Source organism: Aeribacillus sp. FSL K6-2848 (genome assembly GCF_038004325.1).
GTDB classification, from domain to species: domain Bacteria; phylum Bacillota; class Bacilli; order Bacillales; family Aeribacillaceae; genus Aeribacillus; species Aeribacillus composti.
In genome coordinates this window covers 1,280,682-1,299,980 of record NZ_JBBOQQ010000001.1, presented here as the reverse complement: position 1 = coordinate 1,299,980, position 19,299 = coordinate 1,280,682, and the positions used below count along the sequence as shown (strand labels likewise).

The 19,299-nt window shown below is 38.9% G+C and carries 18 protein-coding genes and 1 pseudogene; 6 read left to right on the top strand and 13 right to left on the bottom strand.

Annotated elements, in window-relative coordinates:
- Positions 1–13 precede the first annotated feature (13 nt).
- The gene (locus NSS70_RS06510; RefSeq protein WP_339199234.1) at positions 14–985 is read left to right on the top strand and encodes a CgeB family protein; all 972 of its coding nucleotides are present in this window, start codon (positions 14–16) and stop codon (positions 983–985) included.
- A gap of 83 nt (positions 986–1,068) precedes the next feature.
- The gene (locus NSS70_RS06505) at positions 1,069–1,815 is read left to right on the top strand and encodes a sulfotransferase family 2 domain-containing protein (protein WP_339199232.1); all 747 of its coding nucleotides are present in this window, start codon (positions 1,069–1,071) and stop codon (positions 1,813–1,815) included.
- Positions 1,816–1,945: 130 nt separating this feature from the next.
- Here the strand turns inward: NSS70_RS06505 and rfbD are convergent, their stop codons facing one another.
- Genes rfbD through rfbC form a run of 3 tightly spaced genes read right to left on the bottom strand, consistent with a single transcriptional unit; the run spans position 1,946 to position 4,334 of the window.
- Positions 1,946–2,797, bottom strand: coding sequence for a dTDP-4-dehydrorhamnose reductase (gene rfbD / locus NSS70_RS06500; RefSeq protein WP_327862834.1), 852 nt, complete (start codon positions 2,795–2,797; stop codon positions 1,946–1,948).
- Positions 2,794–3,774 (bottom strand): dTDP-glucose 4,6-dehydratase, encoded by a 981-nt coding sequence (gene rfbB, locus NSS70_RS06495; RefSeq protein ID WP_339199230.1) that lies wholly within the window; start codon positions 3,772–3,774, stop codon positions 2,794–2,796. The genes rfbD and rfbB overlap by 4 nt, the downstream gene beginning before the upstream one ends.
- A complete protein-coding gene (gene rfbC / locus NSS70_RS06490; RefSeq protein WP_327862832.1) occupies positions 3,771–4,334 on the bottom strand; it encodes a dTDP-4-dehydrorhamnose 3,5-epimerase in 564 nt (187 codons plus the stop codon). The genes rfbB and rfbC overlap by 4 nt, the downstream gene beginning before the upstream one ends.
- A gap of 179 nt (positions 4,335–4,513) precedes the next feature.
- Between rfbC and NSS70_RS06485 the strand changes: the two genes are divergently transcribed.
- Complete coding sequence (locus tag NSS70_RS06485) at positions 4,514–5,287, top strand: sulfotransferase family 2 domain-containing protein (RefSeq protein WP_339199227.1); 774 nt, start codon at positions 4,514–4,516, stop codon at positions 5,285–5,287.
- Positions 5,288–5,334: 47 nt separating this feature from the next.
- Here the strand turns inward: NSS70_RS06485 and NSS70_RS06480 are convergent, their stop codons facing one another.
- Genes NSS70_RS06480 through gmd form a run of 8 tightly spaced genes read right to left on the bottom strand, consistent with a single transcriptional unit; the run spans position 5,335 to position 13,815 of the window.
- Positions 5,335–7,071 carry a DUF4214 domain-containing protein gene (locus NSS70_RS06480; protein ID WP_340881097.1) on the bottom strand — a complete coding sequence of 579 codons (1,737 nt, stop codon included), beginning with the start codon at positions 7,069–7,071 and terminating at the stop codon, positions 5,335–5,337.
- Positions 7,072–7,097: 26 nt separating this feature from the next.
- Positions 7,098–7,802, bottom strand: a complete 705-nt coding sequence (locus tag NSS70_RS06475) for a sulfotransferase family 2 domain-containing protein (protein WP_327862829.1) — start codon at positions 7,800–7,802, stop codon at positions 7,098–7,100.
- A 21-nt stretch (positions 7,803–7,823) separates the two neighbouring features.
- Positions 7,824–9,458: a hypothetical protein gene (locus tag NSS70_RS06470; RefSeq protein ID WP_340881096.1), complete on the bottom strand. Its 1,635-nt coding sequence runs from the start codon at positions 9,456–9,458 to the stop codon at positions 7,824–7,826.
- Between the two features lie 34 nt (positions 9,459–9,492).
- Entirely contained in the window at positions 9,493–9,993 is a 501-nt protein-coding gene (locus NSS70_RS06465) for a hypothetical protein (protein ID WP_339199217.1), read from the bottom strand.
- On the bottom strand, positions 9,990–11,030 hold the full coding sequence (locus NSS70_RS06460) for a glycosyltransferase family 4 protein (RefSeq protein WP_340881095.1): 1,041 nt from the start codon (positions 11,028–11,030) through the stop codon (positions 9,990–9,992). The genes NSS70_RS06465 and NSS70_RS06460 overlap by 4 nt, the downstream gene beginning before the upstream one ends.
- Before the next feature lie 3 nt (positions 11,031–11,033).
- Positions 11,034–12,149, bottom strand: coding sequence for a DegT/DnrJ/EryC1/StrS family aminotransferase (locus NSS70_RS06455; protein ID WP_327862825.1), 1,116 nt, complete (start codon positions 12,147–12,149; stop codon positions 11,034–11,036).
- A gap of 41 nt (positions 12,150–12,190) precedes the next feature.
- A complete protein-coding gene (locus tag NSS70_RS06450) occupies positions 12,191–12,829 on the bottom strand; it encodes an acetyltransferase (protein ID WP_339199211.1) in 639 nt (212 codons plus the stop codon).
- A 5-nt stretch (positions 12,830–12,834) separates the two neighbouring features.
- Positions 12,835–13,815 (bottom strand): GDP-mannose 4,6-dehydratase, encoded by a 981-nt coding sequence (gene gmd / locus NSS70_RS06445; protein ID WP_327862823.1) that lies wholly within the window; start codon positions 13,813–13,815, stop codon positions 12,835–12,837.
- 246 nt (positions 13,816–14,061) lie between these two features.
- Between gmd and NSS70_RS06440 the strand changes: the two are divergent.
- From NSS70_RS06440 to NSS70_RS06430, 3 genes and pseudogenes are all read left to right on the top strand, one after another.
- Positions 14,062–14,439 (top strand): annotated as a pseudogene (locus tag NSS70_RS06440) (transposase); the annotation flags it as partial.
- A gap of 561 nt (positions 14,440–15,000) precedes the next feature.
- On the top strand, positions 15,001–16,227 hold the full coding sequence (locus NSS70_RS06435; RefSeq protein ID WP_340881094.1) for a glycosyltransferase family 2 protein: 1,227 nt from the start codon (positions 15,001–15,003) through the stop codon (positions 16,225–16,227).
- Positions 16,224–17,171 (top strand): GDP-L-fucose synthase family protein, encoded by a 948-nt coding sequence (locus tag NSS70_RS06430; protein ID WP_327862821.1) that lies wholly within the window; start codon positions 16,224–16,226, stop codon positions 17,169–17,171. Before NSS70_RS06435 ends, NSS70_RS06430 begins: the two co-directional genes overlap by 4 nt.
- On the opposite strand, the gene NSS70_RS06425 is transcribed toward NSS70_RS06430, so the two are convergent.
- Positions 17,165–18,280, bottom strand: coding sequence for a glycosyltransferase family 4 protein (locus NSS70_RS06425; protein WP_339199204.1), 1,116 nt, complete (start codon positions 18,278–18,280; stop codon positions 17,165–17,167). The genes NSS70_RS06430 and NSS70_RS06425 overlap by 7 nt on opposite strands.
- Positions 18,277–19,281 (bottom strand): mannose-1-phosphate guanylyltransferase, encoded by a 1,005-nt coding sequence (locus NSS70_RS06420; protein ID WP_339199971.1) that lies wholly within the window; start codon positions 19,279–19,281, stop codon positions 18,277–18,279. Before NSS70_RS06420 ends, NSS70_RS06425 begins: the two co-directional genes overlap by 4 nt.
- Positions 19,282–19,299 lie beyond the last annotated feature (18 nt).

Genomic DNA, 19,299 nt, shown 5'->3' with positions numbered 1-19,299 from the left:
CGGTCATGTTTTAATGAAAATTCTCTACATTCCATCTGGCCATAAAGGAATCTACACGTTTTTTGACCGATCCCTTTTTCGCGCCTTTAACAAACTGTCCATTCCATTTGTCGTTCACCACCCTTTAGAGCCGATTCAAAAGCTTACAGAATTGCTACTTAAATTTCAGCCAGACCTTGCTTTAACAATGATTGGCGACAAAATTCCGCTGCAAAAACTAAAACTTATGAAAAAAAGAAACGTTCCTGCCACGGTTTGGCTGACAGAAGATCCTTACTATTTAAAAAAAACAATACAATATGCTTTTTGGTTTGACTTTGTTTTTACTGTTGACCGATTTAGCGCCGGCTGGTATCAAAAACAGGGAATTCAAAACGCCTTTTATTTGCCGCTTGGAACAGATTTTTCTACATTTTATCCAAAACAAGCGGCACCTCTTTTTAAAAGCGATATTTGCATCATCGGCTACCCGTATGAGAACCGAAAAAAACTCGCGGAGCTTCTGATCAAGGAAACGCCTTACCGACTAAAACTAGTTGGATTATGGAAATTAAATCTTTCGAAACATCAACAAAAACGGGTATCTGTCCATTACGGTTGGGTTTCTCCCGGCATCGCTTCATCCTATTACAACAGCGCGGAGATCAATGTCAACACTTTAAGGCCCATCAACGATTCCCATAATGACACGCTTGACTTCATACCATTTCGATCATTGAACAATCGGACGTTTGATCTTGCAGCGTGCGGAGCTTTTCAAATTGCTGAAAAAAGCGATGACTTGGAAGATTTTTTTATGGAAGAAGAAGAAATTTGCATTTTTTCTGACTTTCAAGAAGCCGTACAAAAAATAGATCGTTATATGAAAAACAAGCAGAAACGGGAACGAATCGGCCGAAATGCACAAAAAACCGCCAAAAGCCGTGATTCATTTGAAAACAGATTGAAACAAATGATTGACTCGATTTCTGGAAAAAATGAGTAATTGATGTATTTTTTTCTAAGAAACACATTCACTCTTCAAATGCATAAAACATAAAGTATAGATACTTTAAGGAGAGTGAGCAAATGTATAAAAAACACATGAGGCTTCCGCTCGTTATTTTCATGCATATTCCAAAAACCGGAGGACTTACTATTAGAAAACTGATGGAACAACAATACCGTCTGAAAGAAATTATGCTTATTCGATCTGATCTCGATCTTAATCAACAAATGAAACAGGCGGATAACACACAAATAAAGGCTCTCTATGGACACAATCGGTTTGGAATTCATCAGCATATACAAAAGCGGTCCTTTACGTATATCTCCATGCTAAGAGATCCTGTTGAACGGGTTATTTCCACTTATTATTTTATCTTAGAACGCCCGCAAAATCGATTGCACCAATTGGCGAAAAAAGTCACCTTCGAACAGTTTGTCCAAGAAAAACATCCTGAATTTCATGTTCCGGTAAACAACCACCAAACGAGATTTATGTCCGGTAAAAAAATTCCTGACTTAAAGCTTGCGCTAAAAAATATGGAGCAGTTTTTTTCAGTTGTCGGCGTTACGGAAAAATTTAACGAATCGATTTTTTTAATGAAAAAACATTTAGGTTGGAAAAATATTTCTTATCAAAAGGTAAATCAAACTAATAACAGACCGAAAAAAAGTGATCTTGACGATTCTTTGATCCAGCTCATTGAGTCAAAAAATCAGTTGGATCTTGCCCTTTATAGTAAAGCAAAAGAAAAATTGGAGAAGATGCTGGATGAGCTTACAGCTAAAGAAAAACAAGAATTGAACAAATATTTGAAGAAACAAACTTGAGGGGGTGTCTAATAAGTCATTTTTACGGCTTATTGATGCCCCCTTTAATGTATTAGAAACGTTGATATATCGGTGTTATGATTTTTTGTTTTCAATGGGGATTTGACTTTCTGGACAGCCCCTTGTTTCGTTAATGTCCCCTATTGTTCACCATATACTCCTTCAAAGCCTCTTCCCACGAACGCAGGCCGGCAAATCCATTTAGTCTTAAAGCAAAATTGTCAAGGACGGAATAATGCGGACGTTTTGCTTGTCTATTTATTTCTTTTGTTGTGCAAGGGATGATTTTGATATCTGTGTAGCCTGCTTCGTTTAAAATTTGATTGGCAAATTGAAACCATGAACATTCTCCGGCATTGGAAATATGGTACACCCCGTATTTTTCCGTAACCATAAGCTCGATCAATTTTTCGGAAAGATCTTTCGTGTATGTTGGCGAACCGATTTGATCATTTACAACTTGAATGTTTTTCTTTTCTTTCGCCAATTTGATCATCGTCTTGACAAAATTTAACCCTTTTTCGCCAAACAGCCATGACGTTCGGACAATAAACCATTTTGAATGGAACTGTTTGACAAATGTTTCTGCTAGCAGTTTTGAATGTCCGTATATATTGAGCGGTTTTGGAACATCGAATTCGTTGTAAGGGCGATTCTTTTCCCCATCAAAAACGTAATCTGTGCTGATAAACATCAGCTTCGCTCCGACTTTTTCGCTCAATACCGCAACGTTTCGCGTACCTATTCCGTTGATCAAATAAGCTAGATCCTGCTCTCTTTCCGCCAAATCTACATTCGTGAAGGCAGCCGCATGAATGACAACATCAGGTTCAGCCTCTTGAAATGCTTTATAAACTTTGTCAAAATTCGTAACATCTAGTTCTGCTTTGCCAAAAGAAAAAACTTCATACCCTTTCTGTTTTATAATTTGTGTCAAGTCTGTCCCTAACAGCCCTTTGCCTCCCGTAACAACAATTTTCATCCCTTCTCACCTTTTTTTAGCGGCTTCCACCACGATTCATGCTCCACATACCATTGAATCGTTTTCTTTAAACCATCCCTGAATAAGCGGTTCGGCCTCCATCCAAGCTCTTTCTCAATTTTCTCAGGATTGACCGCGTATCTGAAATCGTGCCCCGGACGATCCTGCACATACTCGATCCATTCATCAGATAAATTCAATTGCTCCAAAATTAGCTTGGCGATTTCATTGTTTGTACGTTCATTTCGGCCGCCGACATTATATATTTCTCCCGGCTTTCCTTTATGAAGTATCAAATCAATAGCTGCAACATGATCTTCTACATATATCCAGTCCCGGATGTTTTCTCCGGTTCCATAAATCGGCAGCCTCTTTCCCTCCAATGCGTTTGTAATAATTAGCGGAATCAGCTTTTCTGGATATTGAAAAGGACCGTAGTTGTTGGATGATCTTGAAATATTAACGTTTAACCCGTACGTTTTATAATAGGATCGCACAAGAAGATCAGCTCCTGCTTTGCTTGCAGAATACGGGTTGTTCGGTTTCAGCGGCGAATCTTCCGTAAAACAGCCGAATTTAGTAAGGGATCCGTATACTTCGTCGGTAGATATTTGGACAAACTTTTGTATACTGAAATCTTTTGCAGCTTCCAGAAGAGTTTGCGTTCCAAGCACATTTGTACGGACGAAAACTTCCGGCTCGCGAATGCTTAAGTCTACATGGGATTCGGCGGCAAAGTTGACAATGGCGTCAATTTGTTCAGATTCAATGATTTGTCGGACGAGCTTCCGATCCTGAATATCGCCTTGAATAAACATATAGTTTTGATGCGCTTTAATATTTCCTAAGTTTTCCAAATCCCCCGCATAAGTCAATAAATCAAGATTCACCAGCTTATAATCGGCATATCGCGCGATCATCCGGCGAATAAAATGACTTCCGATGAAGCCGCATCCGCCTGTAACAAGAATGTTCACGGCCAACTCCTCCAGACAAAATCGTTTTCTGCCTCACGAAGCGGAGGAAGACTTGCATCTTTTACCGAAAGAATCGGTTTTTGAACAGGCCAGCTGATTTGAAGTTCATCATCATTCCAACAAATTCCGCGGTCGAATTCCGGTGAATAAAATTCATCCACTTTATAGATTACTTCTGTTTCTTTGACGATGGTGCAAAAACCGTGGGCAAAGCCTTTCGGTACAAGAAGCTGTCTTTTGTTATTCTCTGATAAAATAAATCCTTCCCACTTTTTGAAAGTCGGCGATCCTTTTCTAAGATCAACGACCACATCCCAAATAGCTCCCTTAATGACGCGAATCAGCTTTGTTTGCGCTTTTTCAGAAAGCTGATAGTGCAGACCACGCAAAACTCCAGAAGAGTTGGAAAAAGAATGGTTATCTTGGACAAATTTGAAAGAAAATCCAAGCTTTTGCAGCGTTTTTTCGTTAAATGCTTCCATAAAATATCCACGTTCATCTAGAAAAACGTCTGGTTCAAACAGAAAGACATCCGGGAACATCGTGTTTATGACATTCATTGCGCGTTCCTCCCCATATCTTCATTTTATGAACGCATCAACGGTTTCATGAACTGCATCCGCCTCTTAAAAGAGAAAGAAATTAAAGGAACAACCTAGAACTTTCATACATTGCTAAAAATATTGTAATTATATATAAAACAGCAAATGATAAAAAATTGTAAAAAAGGCGGATGAAAATGGGAACAATGATTCATATTCAAAAAAAAGCCCCTTTAGTAATTCATCTTCATATGCCGAAAACCGGCGGAACAACATTAAAAAAAATCATCAAAAAAAATTACCCGAGAAGTAATGTTTTCGACGTATACTTAGACCATCAACAATTGGAAACACGGCTTCAGGAGATAGCTGAAAAAGATGTCAAGTGCTTGCAAGGTCACATGCCTTTCGGAGTTCATCATGTTTTCAAGCAGCCAAGCACTTATATTACACTGTTAAGAGATCCGGTTGATCGGATCATTTCAGAGTATTATTTTATCCGAAGCATTCCCTGGCATAATTCTCATTTAAAAGTTTCAAAGATGAGTTTGGAAGAATATCAGGAATCACCAATGAATCAAAATTTGCAAACTCATTACATTTTAGGGGGAAAGTTTGGTTCTCCTCTATCAGAAGAAGATTTTGAACAGGCAAAAAAAAATTTAGAAACACATTTTTCCGTTGTCGGCATTACGGACATGTTTGATGAATCTTTATTTTTGTTGATGAAACAATTTCAATGGGCGAACACGCTTTATACGAAAGCAAATGTCACAAAAAAAAGACCCGCAAAACATGAAATTTCCCAGGAAACAATTGAAAAAATCAAAGAAAACAATAGAACAGATATAAAACTTTATGAATTTGCCAAACAGCGATTAACCGATCGAATTTCCTCTTTAGATTTTTTGACAAAAAAACATTTGAAAATTTTTAAGAAAAAAATAAACGAGTATAAACAATTACATTAATATAGCAGAGGGAAACGGAGATGAGAGTTCAGAGAAATTAGCGAGCTTTAACCTATGAGTTCATGCATCAATGCCAAATATTCGCTTGATACATCTGACCACGTTCGCTCCAAAGTTGAGCGAAAGGCCGCCAATTGTTTTGGCAGGAGATGATTGTGCTGTTTCCACAAGTTGAAGAGCGCCCGTTCAATCTCTTCTATTTGATAAGGATTAAATGGGACAAAAACGTTCAAATCATGAACTATCTCTTTTACCACTTCCATATTGCTGACAGCAACAGGCGTCCCCATAAGTAATGATTCCAGCATTTGAAACGGGCAGCTGCCTTCAAAAAGCGTTGGAACAACTGTGCCAATGGCATATTTATATAGAAGGGAAATATCAGCCCACGGCAGCCTCCCTAAAAAAATAATCCGGTTTCTGAAGCCCGCTACTTGCTCCTTCTGCAAAATATCTTTTATCTTTCCAGCTAAAGGGCTGTTTACATAATGATCAGTGAAAACAAATTTCAGATCTGCTTCTGGATAATTTTTACTAAATCGCAAAAACGCTTCAATAAGCCTTTCTATATTTTTATGCCAGCGAAACACTGTTGGATATGTCATATAATTTCCATACAGTTTATATTTGTTCCTAAATGCTTCTTCCGTTGTTACAGCGGATGAGCTGTACTCCTCCCTCGGCGCAGCAAGTCTGATTACGCACGTTTTCTCAATAGGCAGTTTTAGCACACGCAGCCCTTCATGATTTCTGATAAATTCGGAATGAAATACAATTTTTTTAGCTTTCTCTACTACCTTTTTTACAGTTTCATGAAATTGATCGTAAAAGATTTTATTTTGTTTATACATGCCTTGAAAATGTGTGTAAACAAGATCATGCAGACAGAGAATCATCGGCTGTTTTAAATCAGCTGCCTGTTTCATCCCGGCGTATGGGACGATCCAGCCATCAACCATTACGTTTTCGTTCAGCCAGCCAATTGTTTCAAATTGAATCAACTTTATTTGTGCAGGAAATACTTTTAACAAAGTTTGAAACGCCTGTTGGATTACGCCATAATTAAGCGCCTCTATTGCTATTATTGTTTTAATACGGCCGTTGTTTTTTAACATTCCTTCAAGAAGTCTTATGACAAAACGCCCAATCCCTTCGCCGTCAAAATTGTGAATCTTTATAGAGTAACAGAGAAATACTCCTATTGTTACATTGTTCGAAAATGATTTTTCCACCTTGCTCCTTCCTTTATGAAGATGTTCTCTTTCTGGCTGGACTTTGGAAGCGAAAGCAAGAGCCATTAAAAGCTTTCGAAATTCTTCTGAATAGATGAGACGAAAGATGATTTTGATTCGGGAAATGCCTTGTTGAAGCCGCTGAATTTGATCATTCCATTCTTCTTGTCTTGGCTTGCGAAGAAGAAAATGTTCATAGATTTTAAGTATGAAGTCTTCATTTTGGGTACACAGACACTCTCTTATAAATTTTAATACTGTTTGTTCGTTGTTTTTCAATTGATTGTTTGCATATAATTTTTTAGCCTCTTTGCTTTGCATCATTTTTAGAATTATTGCAAACTTTTTGCGACTACTAGAAGCCTGTGTAGCAAGAGCCTGCAAACTATCTTTTTCCGGCTCCCGCTCAAGTATTTGTCTGTATAGCTCCCAAACGAAGTCATTTCCATCCAGCTGAAGCACTTTTGACAAAAAACGCACAACCGTCTTGTCGCAATGGACATACATTTTTTGTAATTGTTTGTTTCTTTTTCGCAATTCGGCAAAATTCATTTGACGGCATCTCCTTCCATCCAAATTCAAATGGATGCAAAATTTCTTTTAAATTGATTGAGCTCACGCTTCGTTTGATCATCTAGCCCTGCTATTTTTTTTAAAAGCTTATTTTTAGCAAAATTGTACACTTTTAAATCAATTTCATTTTTTTTACATATTATTTCAATCGTCGATTTTGGCAAGTGTTCTCTTAAAGGCCGATTGCGGTTGACATTACTTTTTTCCACAAAGACTTCTTGCCAATGAAACTTCTTTTTCATAAAAAACAGTGACTCGGCAAAAAGTTCCGTAATGCCCACGACAGAAAAATAAGTTGTTAAAATCATTTTCGCTTTTTCAAAACTTGGAGGATCATCCCCACAAATAAAACGGGTTTGCAAATTGCTATAGGTCAAATTGAATATGTCATCGTTTAAATAATCTTCAAAACTGCCGTCATAAGGGTCGAAGTAGGGGCTTTTATAGCGGTAATAAAACCATGAAGTAACGTGTTCAACCGGTTCTCTCAACATTGTGATATAAGTGCATTTTTTAGATACATAACGATGCGCGCCAAAAGGCAGATGACCTAAAATTGTCTCAGCTCGTTCCAGATCCATTTTTAGTTTAGATAAATCCCCTTTTTCATAATGAAAATTGTTTTGATATTGTTGTTCGATCACTTTTGTTAAAGTCGTACCGCCTGTTTTTGGGATGTGAAGAAAAATGAGAAGTTCATTTCCATTCACTTTGCTCACCCTTTTCTCAGATTAATCCAGTTTTTCGACGATTAAATTCTTTAACTCAAACGTATGATTTCCATTCCAGACAAACCTAATTTCCTTCAATAGTTCAGCTGTTTGTTGCGATATTTCCGCAGAAAACGCAACAATATTTTTTCCTTGCTTTAAATTGGAAACAGCAGTTGATCTAATCAATTGAAACTCTGGATTCCAAACTCCGATCGAAAAAACTCCAACAGATGAAGGAAACGATTGTCCACTGATCAATTCAAGAGAAAAAGAATACCGGCCAGGGGACATCTTCTGAATATATTGTCCTATCAACATTCCTACCGGATCTGAACCTTTTTCAGCCCTCTTCGCAATAAATTCGCCCTTGTGGTCGTAAATCATTTTTCCCGTTGTTCCGCTGATGTTCTCCATACTGAAAACTGTCCGTTGCCCCATTATGACCGGCAAATCCGTTTGAATATCAGGGCTTCGGAATAAGGTATTTTTTGATAGATTTGCAATCGTTGTTTGTGCACGCTCTCCTTTTCGACGTTCCCGAATGTACGGCCTTATGCGGCGGAAAAATATTTTCGTTCTAGTTAATGCTGCTTGGCGGCTGAATATTTTTCCAAATACGTTCGATTGATTGTTCGCAAGGTTTTGCAAAGCTTGAATATTGTTCATTTTGCTCAAGACAAACTGTTTTATTTCTTTTGGATTTGCACACATGCCGATTTTTTTCAGTTCATTGTCGTTTATACCGTGATCGCGTGCTTCTTGAGCCAGACCTGATTTTTCAAGAAAAACGACTGGCACTCCCATTTCAATCGCTTCAATCGGAGTGTAATGCAAATGGTAGTTGGAGCCTAAACCGAAATAAACGAAAATCCGGCTTTCTGTAATTTTCGAATAAAATGACAAATCGTCCAAATGGCCAAGAATTTTGTCGGATATGCCTTTAACTGCATTTTTAGAATTTTTTCCAAGAACAACGAATGGAATCTCTTGAAATTCATTTATAAAATTTTCGAAAATCCCCCTTGCTGCAGGATTACTGTCCAAATAGGAAATCGTCGTGCTTACATATGGTTTGGAAAATGGACCTTTCCATGCAAATTCAAGCCTTTCTTTTGATACAAATGCATTTAAATAAAATTTATTTTTGATGATTCTCTTATCTTCCCGATCATCTAAAGAATGTAATATCGGGCACCAAACATATCGTTCGGATGCAGTGATTTGACCGATATCTACATGAAGACGGTTCATTTGCTCCGTATAAGTTGTATAATCTCCATGGCCAAAAACACGGAATACAATGTATCCATGAAACCATTTGCTAATATTTTGCAAAATTTCTGGGTAGTTTGAAACAAATATGCAATCGATCCATTGATTGATCAGTTTTGCTTCTTCTGTTGACAAATTTCCTTTTTTTCCTAATATGTTTATTCTTCTAATCTGTTCCACAATATTGGTGGGAAGCGTGCATGACTTCCTCCAATGCGGATAAAGCCGGTCTGTTTCATCATCGTAGCGGCTGTCAAATTTTAACCAAAACCGGTCTCCCAAACATGGAATGACTTCGGCGCCGGCCTCAATTAACAACGGAATTTCCTCATATCGCAGCGTTTGATGAGTGCAAAGCCAATAAATCCTTGGTGCAATCATTCTGACACCTCCAAAATTCGGTCTTTTCTTCACATCAACAGATGAGTTTCTCGATGACTTTGTCCCAGCATTTATGTTCAGATAAAGGATGTGACAATATTTCACAGTCTTTCTTCCAATGTCTCTGGATGAATTCACGATCTTTAATCGACGGTGTATAAATGGCTGAAACATCAGCAATTGATCTTGCTCCAAAGTGAATCACTTTATCGATCATACGCGGCTTTAAATTCTTTTTTTCCAACTCCTGAAAAAAAGAACTGGTGTTCATAAGCCACCATGTTTTGCTCGAATGATCGACGAAACAGGCCGGAATTTCAAGTGCAATAATTTGATCAAAAAAACATTGAAGATGAAGCAGCCTGATCGACTTCACGTGGTCAATCAAAGCTTTTGAATCTGTCCAATCAAAAGGGATGTGGATAATTTCCGTTTGATGTCCGAATTGACTTATTTTGTTTACTAACTTCCTGGCTAATTCGTCTATACAATCTTTTTGGAAAGGTATAAAGTTTTTCACAACAGCGATTCTCAACTCAATAACCTCCGAACAACATGGTTCCAAGAAATGTCCATTGATTTCAATTTTTCATATCCTGCTTCACCGAGCTTTTTAGCCAGTTTCCTGTTGAAATAAAGTCTATCAAAACATTTGGCAAGTTCTTTCGGATCCGGTTGTGACACGAGTCCGTTTTCTTCATGTTCAATCAGTTCGAGTGTGCCGCCGGAATCAGTACAAGTAATAACAGGTTTTCGAGAGTAATAGGCTTCTAAAGAGGGATATCCGTAAGAATCCTCTTGATATGGGATATATAAGCAGGAGAGCGCTTTTGCCATTAATGCAATTTTCTCCTGTTCCGTGATCCATCTATTTAGAATCCAAACTTTGTTTGCTAAGCCATTCTTTTCGATCATTTGTTCTAAAAGAAATGCCATTTCTTTTGATTCGGTTTTTCCTGCAATAATGAGCTTTACACCTGACCTAGTGTATTTCATGGCTTTTATGGCTAATTGCTGCCTTTTATGATGAACGATTCGGCTCGGATAAAAAAGAAAATCACCGTACTTATCGCAATAAAATGCATCAGGATCATATAAAGGAGGATAGAGCACTTCAGCATCAATATGATTAAATGTTTTTAAGCGGTTCTTGACGGTATGCGAGTTAGCAAAGATTTTTTTTGCTTCCGAAAAGGCCAAATTGTCCGCTTCTATCATTCTGTTTCTAATATTCCTTCCGCTATCAGTATTCGGAATATCTTGATAGCGGGTTCCCCAAAAATCGTAAGCCCCTCGATGATGATGGATAAACCAGATCACTTTCTGCGGATGCTTCACCAAATAGCTTGGAGGTCTGATGGCAATAAACCGATCTATATTTTCGCTTATTGGAAAAGAACGAATTGCTTTCATTTGCTGAAGCATCGTCGGGTAGTAAGAGAGAAAAGGTATTTTTAACATTTCCGTTTGATGGCCATACTCTTCTAGCTTTGCCTTTAGCCAATCAGCTATGAACGTAGCGCCGCCCCTCACATAAGGTACATACGTGCTTCCGATTAATATCTTCATCATCTTTTATCCTTTGCAATGGTATAAAATACGTTCTGCTATATATTGAATTTCTTCTTCTGTTAAGAGAGCATGAGTTGGCAAATTCACTCCCCGCCGCGCAATGTTTTCAGCAATTGGAAAACGGCCTTCCGTCTCTTGATATGGCGGCAATGTATGCATTGGATAAAAAATTGGCCTCGTCTCGATTCCATCATTTCTCAAGAGATTCATAAACTGGTCTCGATCTACTTTTGCGCGGTTTTTCAGCAAAATCGAATACATCCAAAATGAATGACGGGCCCAACTTTGTTCCTTTGGAGTTTCAATAAATTTTCCCAGCGGTTTTAAATAGTGGTCATATAAAGTGGCAACGGTGCGGCGTTTCTTTAAATGAAATTGAATGTTCTCAAGCTGCCCGAGGCCGACAGCGGCTTGAAGATTTGTCATGCGGTAGTTGTAGCCGATGACAGGAAACCAATATTTTTTTGTTGGATCCATTCCTTGATTTCGAAGCAATCGGATTTTCTCATCCAACTTATTATCATTTGTCGTAATCATGCCTCCTTCTCCCGTTGTAATTATTTTATTGCCAAAAAAACTGAAACAGCCTATATGTCCGATTGCTCCAACTTTCTCTCCCTTGTATTCGGCACCATGTGCTTCAGCTGCATCTTCGATAACATACAAATTATATTTTTCAGCAAGTTTCATTACTTGCTCCATATTAACCGGGTGTCCGTATAAGTGAACGACCATAATTGCTTTCGTGCGATCGGTAATTTTTTCTTCCATTTTTTCCGGATCGATATTCCATGTTTTCTCCTCGCTGTCAACGAATACAGGGGAGGCTCCGCAATATGAAACAGCATTGGCTGATGCGATATACGTTAATGTCGGAACAATCACCTCATCTCCTGGTTTTATGCCGCATGCCAGTAAAGCAAGGTGCAGGGCAACAGTCCCGTTGGCACATGTGATGGCGTATTTTGTTCCGCAAAATTCAGCGAATTTCTTTTCAAATTCATCGACATATTTTCCAACCGAAGAAATCCATGTTGATTCAAGGCAGTCCAATACGTATTTTTTTTCATTCCCGTTCAAAAGCGGGTGTGCTAACGAAATGTTATAACGATTGCTCATGTTGTTCACCTTTCTACATTCATTCATCCCTGATTTTTGTGTCAAGGCTTGTTTTCTTTGAATATCCTTGCCGGTACGCCGGCAGCCTTTTTATAATCAGGTATTTGCCGAATGACCACAGCTCCGGCTCCAATAACCGACCATCTTCCAATTTTCACATTTGGAATCACTTTGCTTCCAGTTCCGATGAACGCCCCTTCTCCAACATGTACATTTCCAGCAACATTCGATCCAGGTGCTATATGGGTGTGGCTTTCGATGACAGCATCGTGATCAACTGTTGCACCAGTATTGATAATGGCATTATCACCAATAACTGCATCTGCATTTATCACCGCCCCAGGCATTACCGCAACCCCTTTGCCCATCTTGACAGTCGGAGCTATATAAGAAAACGGGCTGATGACATTCAGGTGCTGAAATCCTAATAAGGATAGCTGTTCGAATGCTTCTCTCCTCTTTTTATTGTCTCCGATGGCAACAAACGCATTCTGGATGCCTTTTTTAAGGAGTCCGGGAAGGATGCTGTCATCACCTATTACGGGCACTCCTTGCACGTTGGACTCTGTTTTCGATGGGGCTGTGCAGCCGGCTATCTCAAATTGGCTGCTGCTTTTTAGCATATCAATAATGACCTTCGCATGACCTCCGGCACCAATGATCACGATTTTTGTTTTCATGGACTTCACCTATTAACTTTTTTTAACTGTGATGAATATTTTTCTAAATCATAGTCAACCATCATTTTTACCAGCTCTTCAAAAGATACTCTCGGTTTCCAGTTGAGCTTTTTCTTCGCTTTTGTCGCATCGCCAAGCAGCAAATCGACTTCAGCAGGCCGGAAAAATTTTGGATCTTGGATGACAAATTCTCGCCAATCAAGACCGACATGATTGAAAGCAATATTGACAAATTCTTTTACTGTATGGGTTTCTCCGGTGGCGATGACATAGTCATCAGGTTTTTCCTGCTGAAGCATCAGCCACATTGCTTCCACATAGTCACCGGCAAATCCCCAGTCCCTTTTGGACTCCAAATTCCCAAGCCTTAGTTCTTTTTCCAAGCCCAGTTTAATTTTCGCCACCCCATCTGATATTTTTCGTGTAACAAATTCAAGGCCTCTCCTTGGCGACTCGTGATTAAATAAAATGCCTGAACAGGCAAAAAGAGAATAGCTTTCCCGATAATTAACAGTAATCCAATGACCGTATGCTTTTGCAGCAGCATAAGGACTCCTTGGATAAAAAGGGGTTGTTTCCGTTTGCGGTACTTCAGCCACTTTCCCATACATTTCGCTGCTTGAGGCTTGATAAAATTTTGCGTTTGGGTTTACGTTCCTTACAGCTTCAAGCATGTTGACGACACCCAGTGCAGTCACACTGCCTGTAAAAAACGGCTGGTGCCATGAATCGCCGACAAATGATTGAGCAGCTAAATTGTAGACTTCATCAGGCCGGGCAATCTTCATTGCATGAATAAGAGAATATAAGTCTTGTACATCACCGGGAATCATGTCAATTTCTTTTTCGATATGTTCAATATTTTGGTGATTTGGCGTTGCACTTCTCCTTTTTAATCCATATACTTTATATCCTTTCTTCAGCAAAAACTCGGCTAAATAAGATCCGTCCTGCCCAGTTATACCGGTAATCAACGCTTTTTTCAAGTTATCATCCCCATCCATATCAAAAGCCATTTCTACGTGCTAACAATATATGTTTTAAAAAGAAAAGCGTATAAATGATCAGCCTATTTTCAGTTATGTCCATATAATTGTGTAAAAAGGAAATAGAAAAAGAGCCATGTTGTTTCCCCTTTGGTAGAATAAACTGTGGACAAAACACTACACATAAGGAGGAATACAACAATGGCTCAAAATCATATTACTGGAAATGATGAACTTTTGCACGGGGCATGGCTGCTATTGGAACAAGTGCTGGCCAAATGGGAGGAAAAAGTGCCAAAAGCCATGCAGATCCTCGAAGAAGGATTTGAAGACGCCACAGCTGCATTGGACTAACTGGACCATTAGCGGCGGCACCTGCGCACGACCAACTGGGTAGAACGGCTGAACGAAGAAATCCGCCGTAGAGAACGGGTGATTCGCATCTTTCCGAACTGGGAATCGGTGTACCTCCTCGTTGGTGCCGTGTTGATCGAAATTGACGAAAAATGGATGTCCGGACGTAAATACTTGGATATGTCCGAATATTGGCAGTGGCGGAAAATGAAAGAGCAAGAAGCTCGATCGGTGAATCAGAAGGCTTCGGCGATCAAGAGAGTAGGATAACCCCTTCGCTGTGTCAAGGAGAACATGGAATATCGGAGCGAAGCGAGATATGCCGCAAAACTCCTTGGCACGTCTGTTCCTTGACAACATGATTGTTTGTCCGGGAAGGCGACCGGCTGGGAGACTTGCCGGACTTACCTTCTATACGTCAAGCCATCAGGTCCATGTTTTCTATCAAAGGTGTTTTCTGCAAGAAAAAAAAATACAGAGTGTTGCAGTATATCTTTATCAAAATTTTGAATAAATATACATATATGTGATCTATCCATCAAGGGCTTGACATGGATCCTCTGTAGCCATGATTCTTTAGCCAAGCGCCAGCTTCAACAGTTTTGGCAAAACCAAAAAAGGTTATCATGGCTCCTCCTCCATGTAAAGCCCCATTGCATATCACTGCATAAGGATTTTGCAATTCTCTGCACTTTTATTTTGCAAAAAACATCAAAGGGGAATTTACACAATAATTTGGACTTGACCATATTTCCATCTCTCACATATGAAGAAGTTCACCCATATATATAGATAGGCTTTTTATGATCTTAAATTTTTTTGAGGAGGTACATGATGCAAACAGTTCCCCATGTTACCATTATCACTCCATCTCTCAATCAAGCTCATTTTATCGAAGACACAATACAAAGCGTGCTGTCTCAAGATTATTTCTCATTGGAACACATTGTCATTGATGGCGGTTCAACGGATGGAACTCTTGACATTTTAGAAAAATACCGCCAAACAGACTTGCGATTTCGGTATATTTCTGAGCCGGATAATGGACAGTCAGAGGCAATCAATAAAGGGCTGAATTTGGCTAAAGGGGACATCATCGGCTGGCTGAACTCCGATGACACGTATTGCCAGAATGCTGTTTCAAACGCAGTGAAAGCATTTGAGCAACATCCAGAGTGGACAGTTGTGTATGGAAAAGCGTTTATTATAAATGAAAAAAACGAAATCATCCGCTCCTATCCTGTTCGTCCTTTTACTATGAATCAATTATTTCATTCTTGTTTCATATGCCAGCCGGCAGCATTTATCAAAAAAACAGCTTTCGATCGTGCCGGCGGGGTCAATGAACATCTTGATTTTTGCATGGATTACGATTTATGGATTCGAATGGCAAAAAGGAAAGAAACGTTTGGGTTTCTAAATAAATATTTAGCAAACACCCGATTTTATGCAAACAGCAAAACAGGTGCGAAACTGTTTGATGCCGGCTTTCCTGAAATTATCGAAACGCTCAAACAGCATTTTGGGGCAGTGTCCAAACAATGGATTCTTTTTTTTCTCAACCATTTCCGGCACAAAGGGTCTTACCAATTTCTGTATTTATTTAAAAAATATTCGCTGCTTGGAAAAAGTTCAAAAGTACATTTGTCAAAGAAGGTAGATTACCTTCCAAGTTTTTCCGCGACGATCAATTCCAATCCTTCAGAGCCTGTTCAAGCCATTTTATTTAAAGGTGAATTAAAAAAATTTCGCACATGCCGCATTGAGATTGTCCACAATGGAAAAACGGTTTATCATTCAACTATTCGAAAAGGATCTTTTGAACTTGTGATTCCTCTTTTCATAAAAAACAGGGAGATAATTGAAGTGAAATTGAAACGGCCTCATGACCAGTATTACGCAGGAGAAACAATTTTTCGGCTGGACCATCTCCTTCCTCTATCCAAAAAGGAATGGGAATTTTACCAAAATTTTGAAAAAGGAGCTCGTGAAATAACGAAGTGGGTTCATCAACATTTTCCTGATGCACACTTTCAAGAAAAGGATGAAAATACATGAACATAAAAGAATTAAAGATCATTGTGACTGGAGGATCTGGTTTTCTTGGAAAACATGTTGTCAGCTGCCTGAAAGAACGAGGATGCCAAAATATCTTTATTCCAAGAAGCCGCGACTACGATTTACGAAAAGAAAGCGACATTATCAATATGTTCAAAGATTTCAAAACAGACATTGTCATTCATTTAGCAGCTGTTGTCGGCGGCATTGGAGCCAATCAAAAAAAACCGGCAACGTTTTTTTATGACAATTTAATTATGGGTGTTCAATTAATGGAACAAGCAAGAAGGTTCGGCGTAAAAAAGTTTGTCACTGTCGGCACAGTCTGTTCTTATCCTAGGCTTGCACCCGTTCCCTTTCAAGAAAAAGACTTATGGAACGGCTATCCTGAAGAGACAAATGCACCTTACGGCATAGCGAAGAAAGCACTGCTTGTACAAGCTCAAAGTTACCGAAAGCAATTTGGTTTTAATTCCATCTTTTTAATCCCTGTCAATTTATACGGTCCATGGGACAATTTCGATTTAGAAACATCCCACGTCATTCCCGCAATCATCCGCAAATGTTTGGATGCAAAAGAACTAGGAAGCGAACACATTGTTTTATGGGGCTCCGGCCATGCAACGAGAGAATTTCTTTATGTGAAAGATGCTGCATGTGCAATTGTATTGGCGACGGAACTTTATGACGAGGGACTGCCTGTCAATATCGGAACAGGGAAAGAAATATCTATTAAAGCGCTCGCTCATTTAATTAAAGAGTTGACGGAGTTTGAAGGAGACATCTTATGGGATGAAACGAAACCGGACGGACAGCCCCGCAGGAAGTTGGATATCCGTTTGGCAAAAGAAAAATTTGGCTTTTCAGCCAAAACCGATTTAAAAACAGGTTTGCAGCAAACGATTGAATGGTACCGAAAACATAGGGACTTCACCAATCAATGATTTTTTATTTGATGAAAGATTTCAAGCAATTTTTGACCGCTTTTATCCCATGAAAAATTTTTTGAGCGGACTTTTCCTTTCGCAATCACCTTTTTTCTTATCTTTACATCCATTATTTTCACGAGTTTATCTGCTATATCGTTCGGATCATACGGATTGAACAAAAGTCCCGCTGATTGGACGATTTCCGGTATGCTCCCGGCGTTTGCTGCGGCGATGGGGGTACCGGTTTTCATCGCTTCAACTAACGGAATGCCAAATCCTTCAAAAAGAGAAGGATAGATGAGGAAACTAGCGAGATGATACATATACGGTATATCTTTTTTCGGCACATATCCTAAAAAGGAGATTTGTTCGTCTAATTGCAGCTTTTGAACGAGACTTTGGATTTTGTCAAACTGTTGAAGATCAGCTTTTTCATAACCTGTAAAAACAATGGATATTGAATAGTTGTGGTATTTTTTTGCAACGGATAACGCCTTCAGCAGATTCAGATGGTTTTTATGAGGCCAGAAATTGGCTGGATATAGACCGAATTCAACCGGAAGCTGATATTTTTTTTTGATGCGTTCGATTTTTTGTTTCCTGATAGGCTGCTGAAACTCTTTCGGAGCATCTCCATAAATGACATCTATTTCTTTTTTATTTACTTCGAATTTTTCGATTATTGTCCGTTTAGAAAAATCTGAAATCGTTATAATGCGGTCGGCATGTTCGAGGGCATCTTTTATATCGCGATTGCGTTTTTCCCTTTCACTTTGTTGAAAAAACTCCGGAAAATATTCATGCTGAACATCGGGAATTAAAACACAAACCGGAATGTGAACAACTTTTGGAAACCTTGTAAACAATGGGCACAATAAAACATCAATGTTTAATTGATCAATCCAAGTCTTCAACTGTTTTTCCGTAGAATTGTTCATGGAAACGCTCAATTTTTTTACATTACATCCTTCGATGTTGAACAAATGCATTTGAAATTCGTTCAGAAATAGATAAAATTCATGCTCAGATGTTCTAGACATTCCCTCTATTAAATTGGCAGCAAACTGCTCCATCCCGCCCATTTTTCCTGACCAAAATTGAATCATGTTTACCGCAATTTTCATGTTCCGTCATCTCGTTCCTTTAACAACCTTTTGATTTCATGTTCTTTTGATTTATGACAAATTAAGAGACCATCTTTTGTTGAAGCGACAATCAAATCTTGAATTCCAATCAATAACGCATGCTTTTGATCGACTTTTACAAGACAATTTTTTACATCACTGGCTGTGACTTGCCCTATCAAAATGTTTTCTTCCTCTGATGAGGAGTAAAAATGTTCCAATGAACTCCATTTCCCTACATCATTCCACTGTAAGTCAACAGAAATTGTGTAAATGTTGTCCGCTTTCTCTAAAATGGCATAATCAACTGAAATTTTCGGCAAGGACTTATACACTTTTTGGACATGCTCATCGTCTTTCGTAAACGGCTCCCACAATTCAGGTTGAAACTTTTCCATATAGTACGCAATGGTCGATGGTTTCCAAATAAAAATGCCGCTGTTCCAAAAAACATGATCCATTTGATACAACGTTTTTGCCAGAGCGTAGGAAGGTTTTTCAATAAATGCTTTCGCCCTGAATACCGAATCCTCTTTCTTCACGCATTGAATGTAGCCATAACCCGTTTCCGGCCTATCCGGTTTTATGCCAAGCGTCACGATCGTATTAGACCTGCAAGCTATTTTTTCGGCAGCTTTCAAAGCCTTTAACAGCTCATTAGCATCTGGAATATAGTGATCTGCAGGTACAGCAGCAAATACTTCATCATCCTGTTTTTTTAAAAATGTTCGAGCGCAAAAAGCCATGCATGGTCCAGTATCTCTTTGGGCGGGTTCGATGAGGATCTGTTCATCAGAGATGCCCAATTGATCTTTTATCAAATTTTTATATTGTGCTGTAGTAATAATATATATATTTTCAACCGGCATCTGCCCGGAAAAACGTTTATATGTTTGCTCTAGCATCGTTTCATCCTGTTTGGTGAGCGGAAGAAATTGCTTAGGTTTTTCCTTTGTACTCCAAGGCCAAAATCTTGTACCTTGTCCTCCAGCCATTATCACGACTTTCAAAAAGCAACA

Coding starts and splice junctions, on each gene's coding strand:
- NSS70_RS06510 (WP_339199234.1), top strand. CDS start 14: ATGAAAATTCTCTACATTCCATCTGGCCATAAAGGAATCTACACGTTT.
- NSS70_RS06505 (WP_339199232.1), top strand. CDS start 1,069: ATGTATAAAAAACACATGAGGCTTCCGCTCGTTATTTTCATGCATATT.
- NSS70_RS06480 (WP_340881097.1), bottom strand. CDS start 7,071: ATGAATTTTGCCGAATTGCGAAAAAGAAACAAACAATTACAAAAAATG.
- NSS70_RS06425 (WP_339199204.1), bottom strand. CDS start 18,280: ATGAAAATTGCGGTAAACATGATTCAATTTTGGTCAGGAAAAATGGGC.
- NSS70_RS06450 (WP_339199211.1), bottom strand. CDS start 12,829: ATGAAAACAAAAATCGTGATCATTGGTGCCGGAGGTCATGCGAAGGTC.
- NSS70_RS06485 (WP_339199227.1), top strand. CDS start 4,514: ATGGGAACAATGATTCATATTCAAAAAAAAGCCCCTTTAGTAATTCAT.
- NSS70_RS06470 (WP_340881096.1), bottom strand. CDS start 9,458: ATGATTGCACCAAGGATTTATTGGCTTTGCACTCATCAAACGCTGCGA.
- NSS70_RS06430 (WP_327862821.1), top strand. CDS start 16,224: ATGAACATAAAAGAATTAAAGATCATTGTGACTGGAGGATCTGGTTTT.
- rfbC (WP_327862832.1), bottom strand. CDS start 4,334: ATGAATGTCATAAACACGATGTTCCCGGATGTCTTTCTGTTTGAACCA.
- NSS70_RS06435 (WP_340881094.1), top strand. CDS start 15,001: ATGATGCAAACAGTTCCCCATGTTACCATTATCACTCCATCTCTCAAT.
- NSS70_RS06455 (WP_327862825.1), bottom strand. CDS start 12,149: ATGAGCAATCGTTATAACATTTCGTTAGCACACCCGCTTTTGAACGGG.
- rfbD (WP_327862834.1), bottom strand. CDS start 2,797: ATGAAAATTGTTGTTACGGGAGGCAAAGGGCTGTTAGGGACAGACTTG.
- NSS70_RS06460 (WP_340881095.1), bottom strand. CDS start 11,030: ATGATGAAGATATTAATCGGAAGCACGTATGTACCTTATGTGAGGGGC.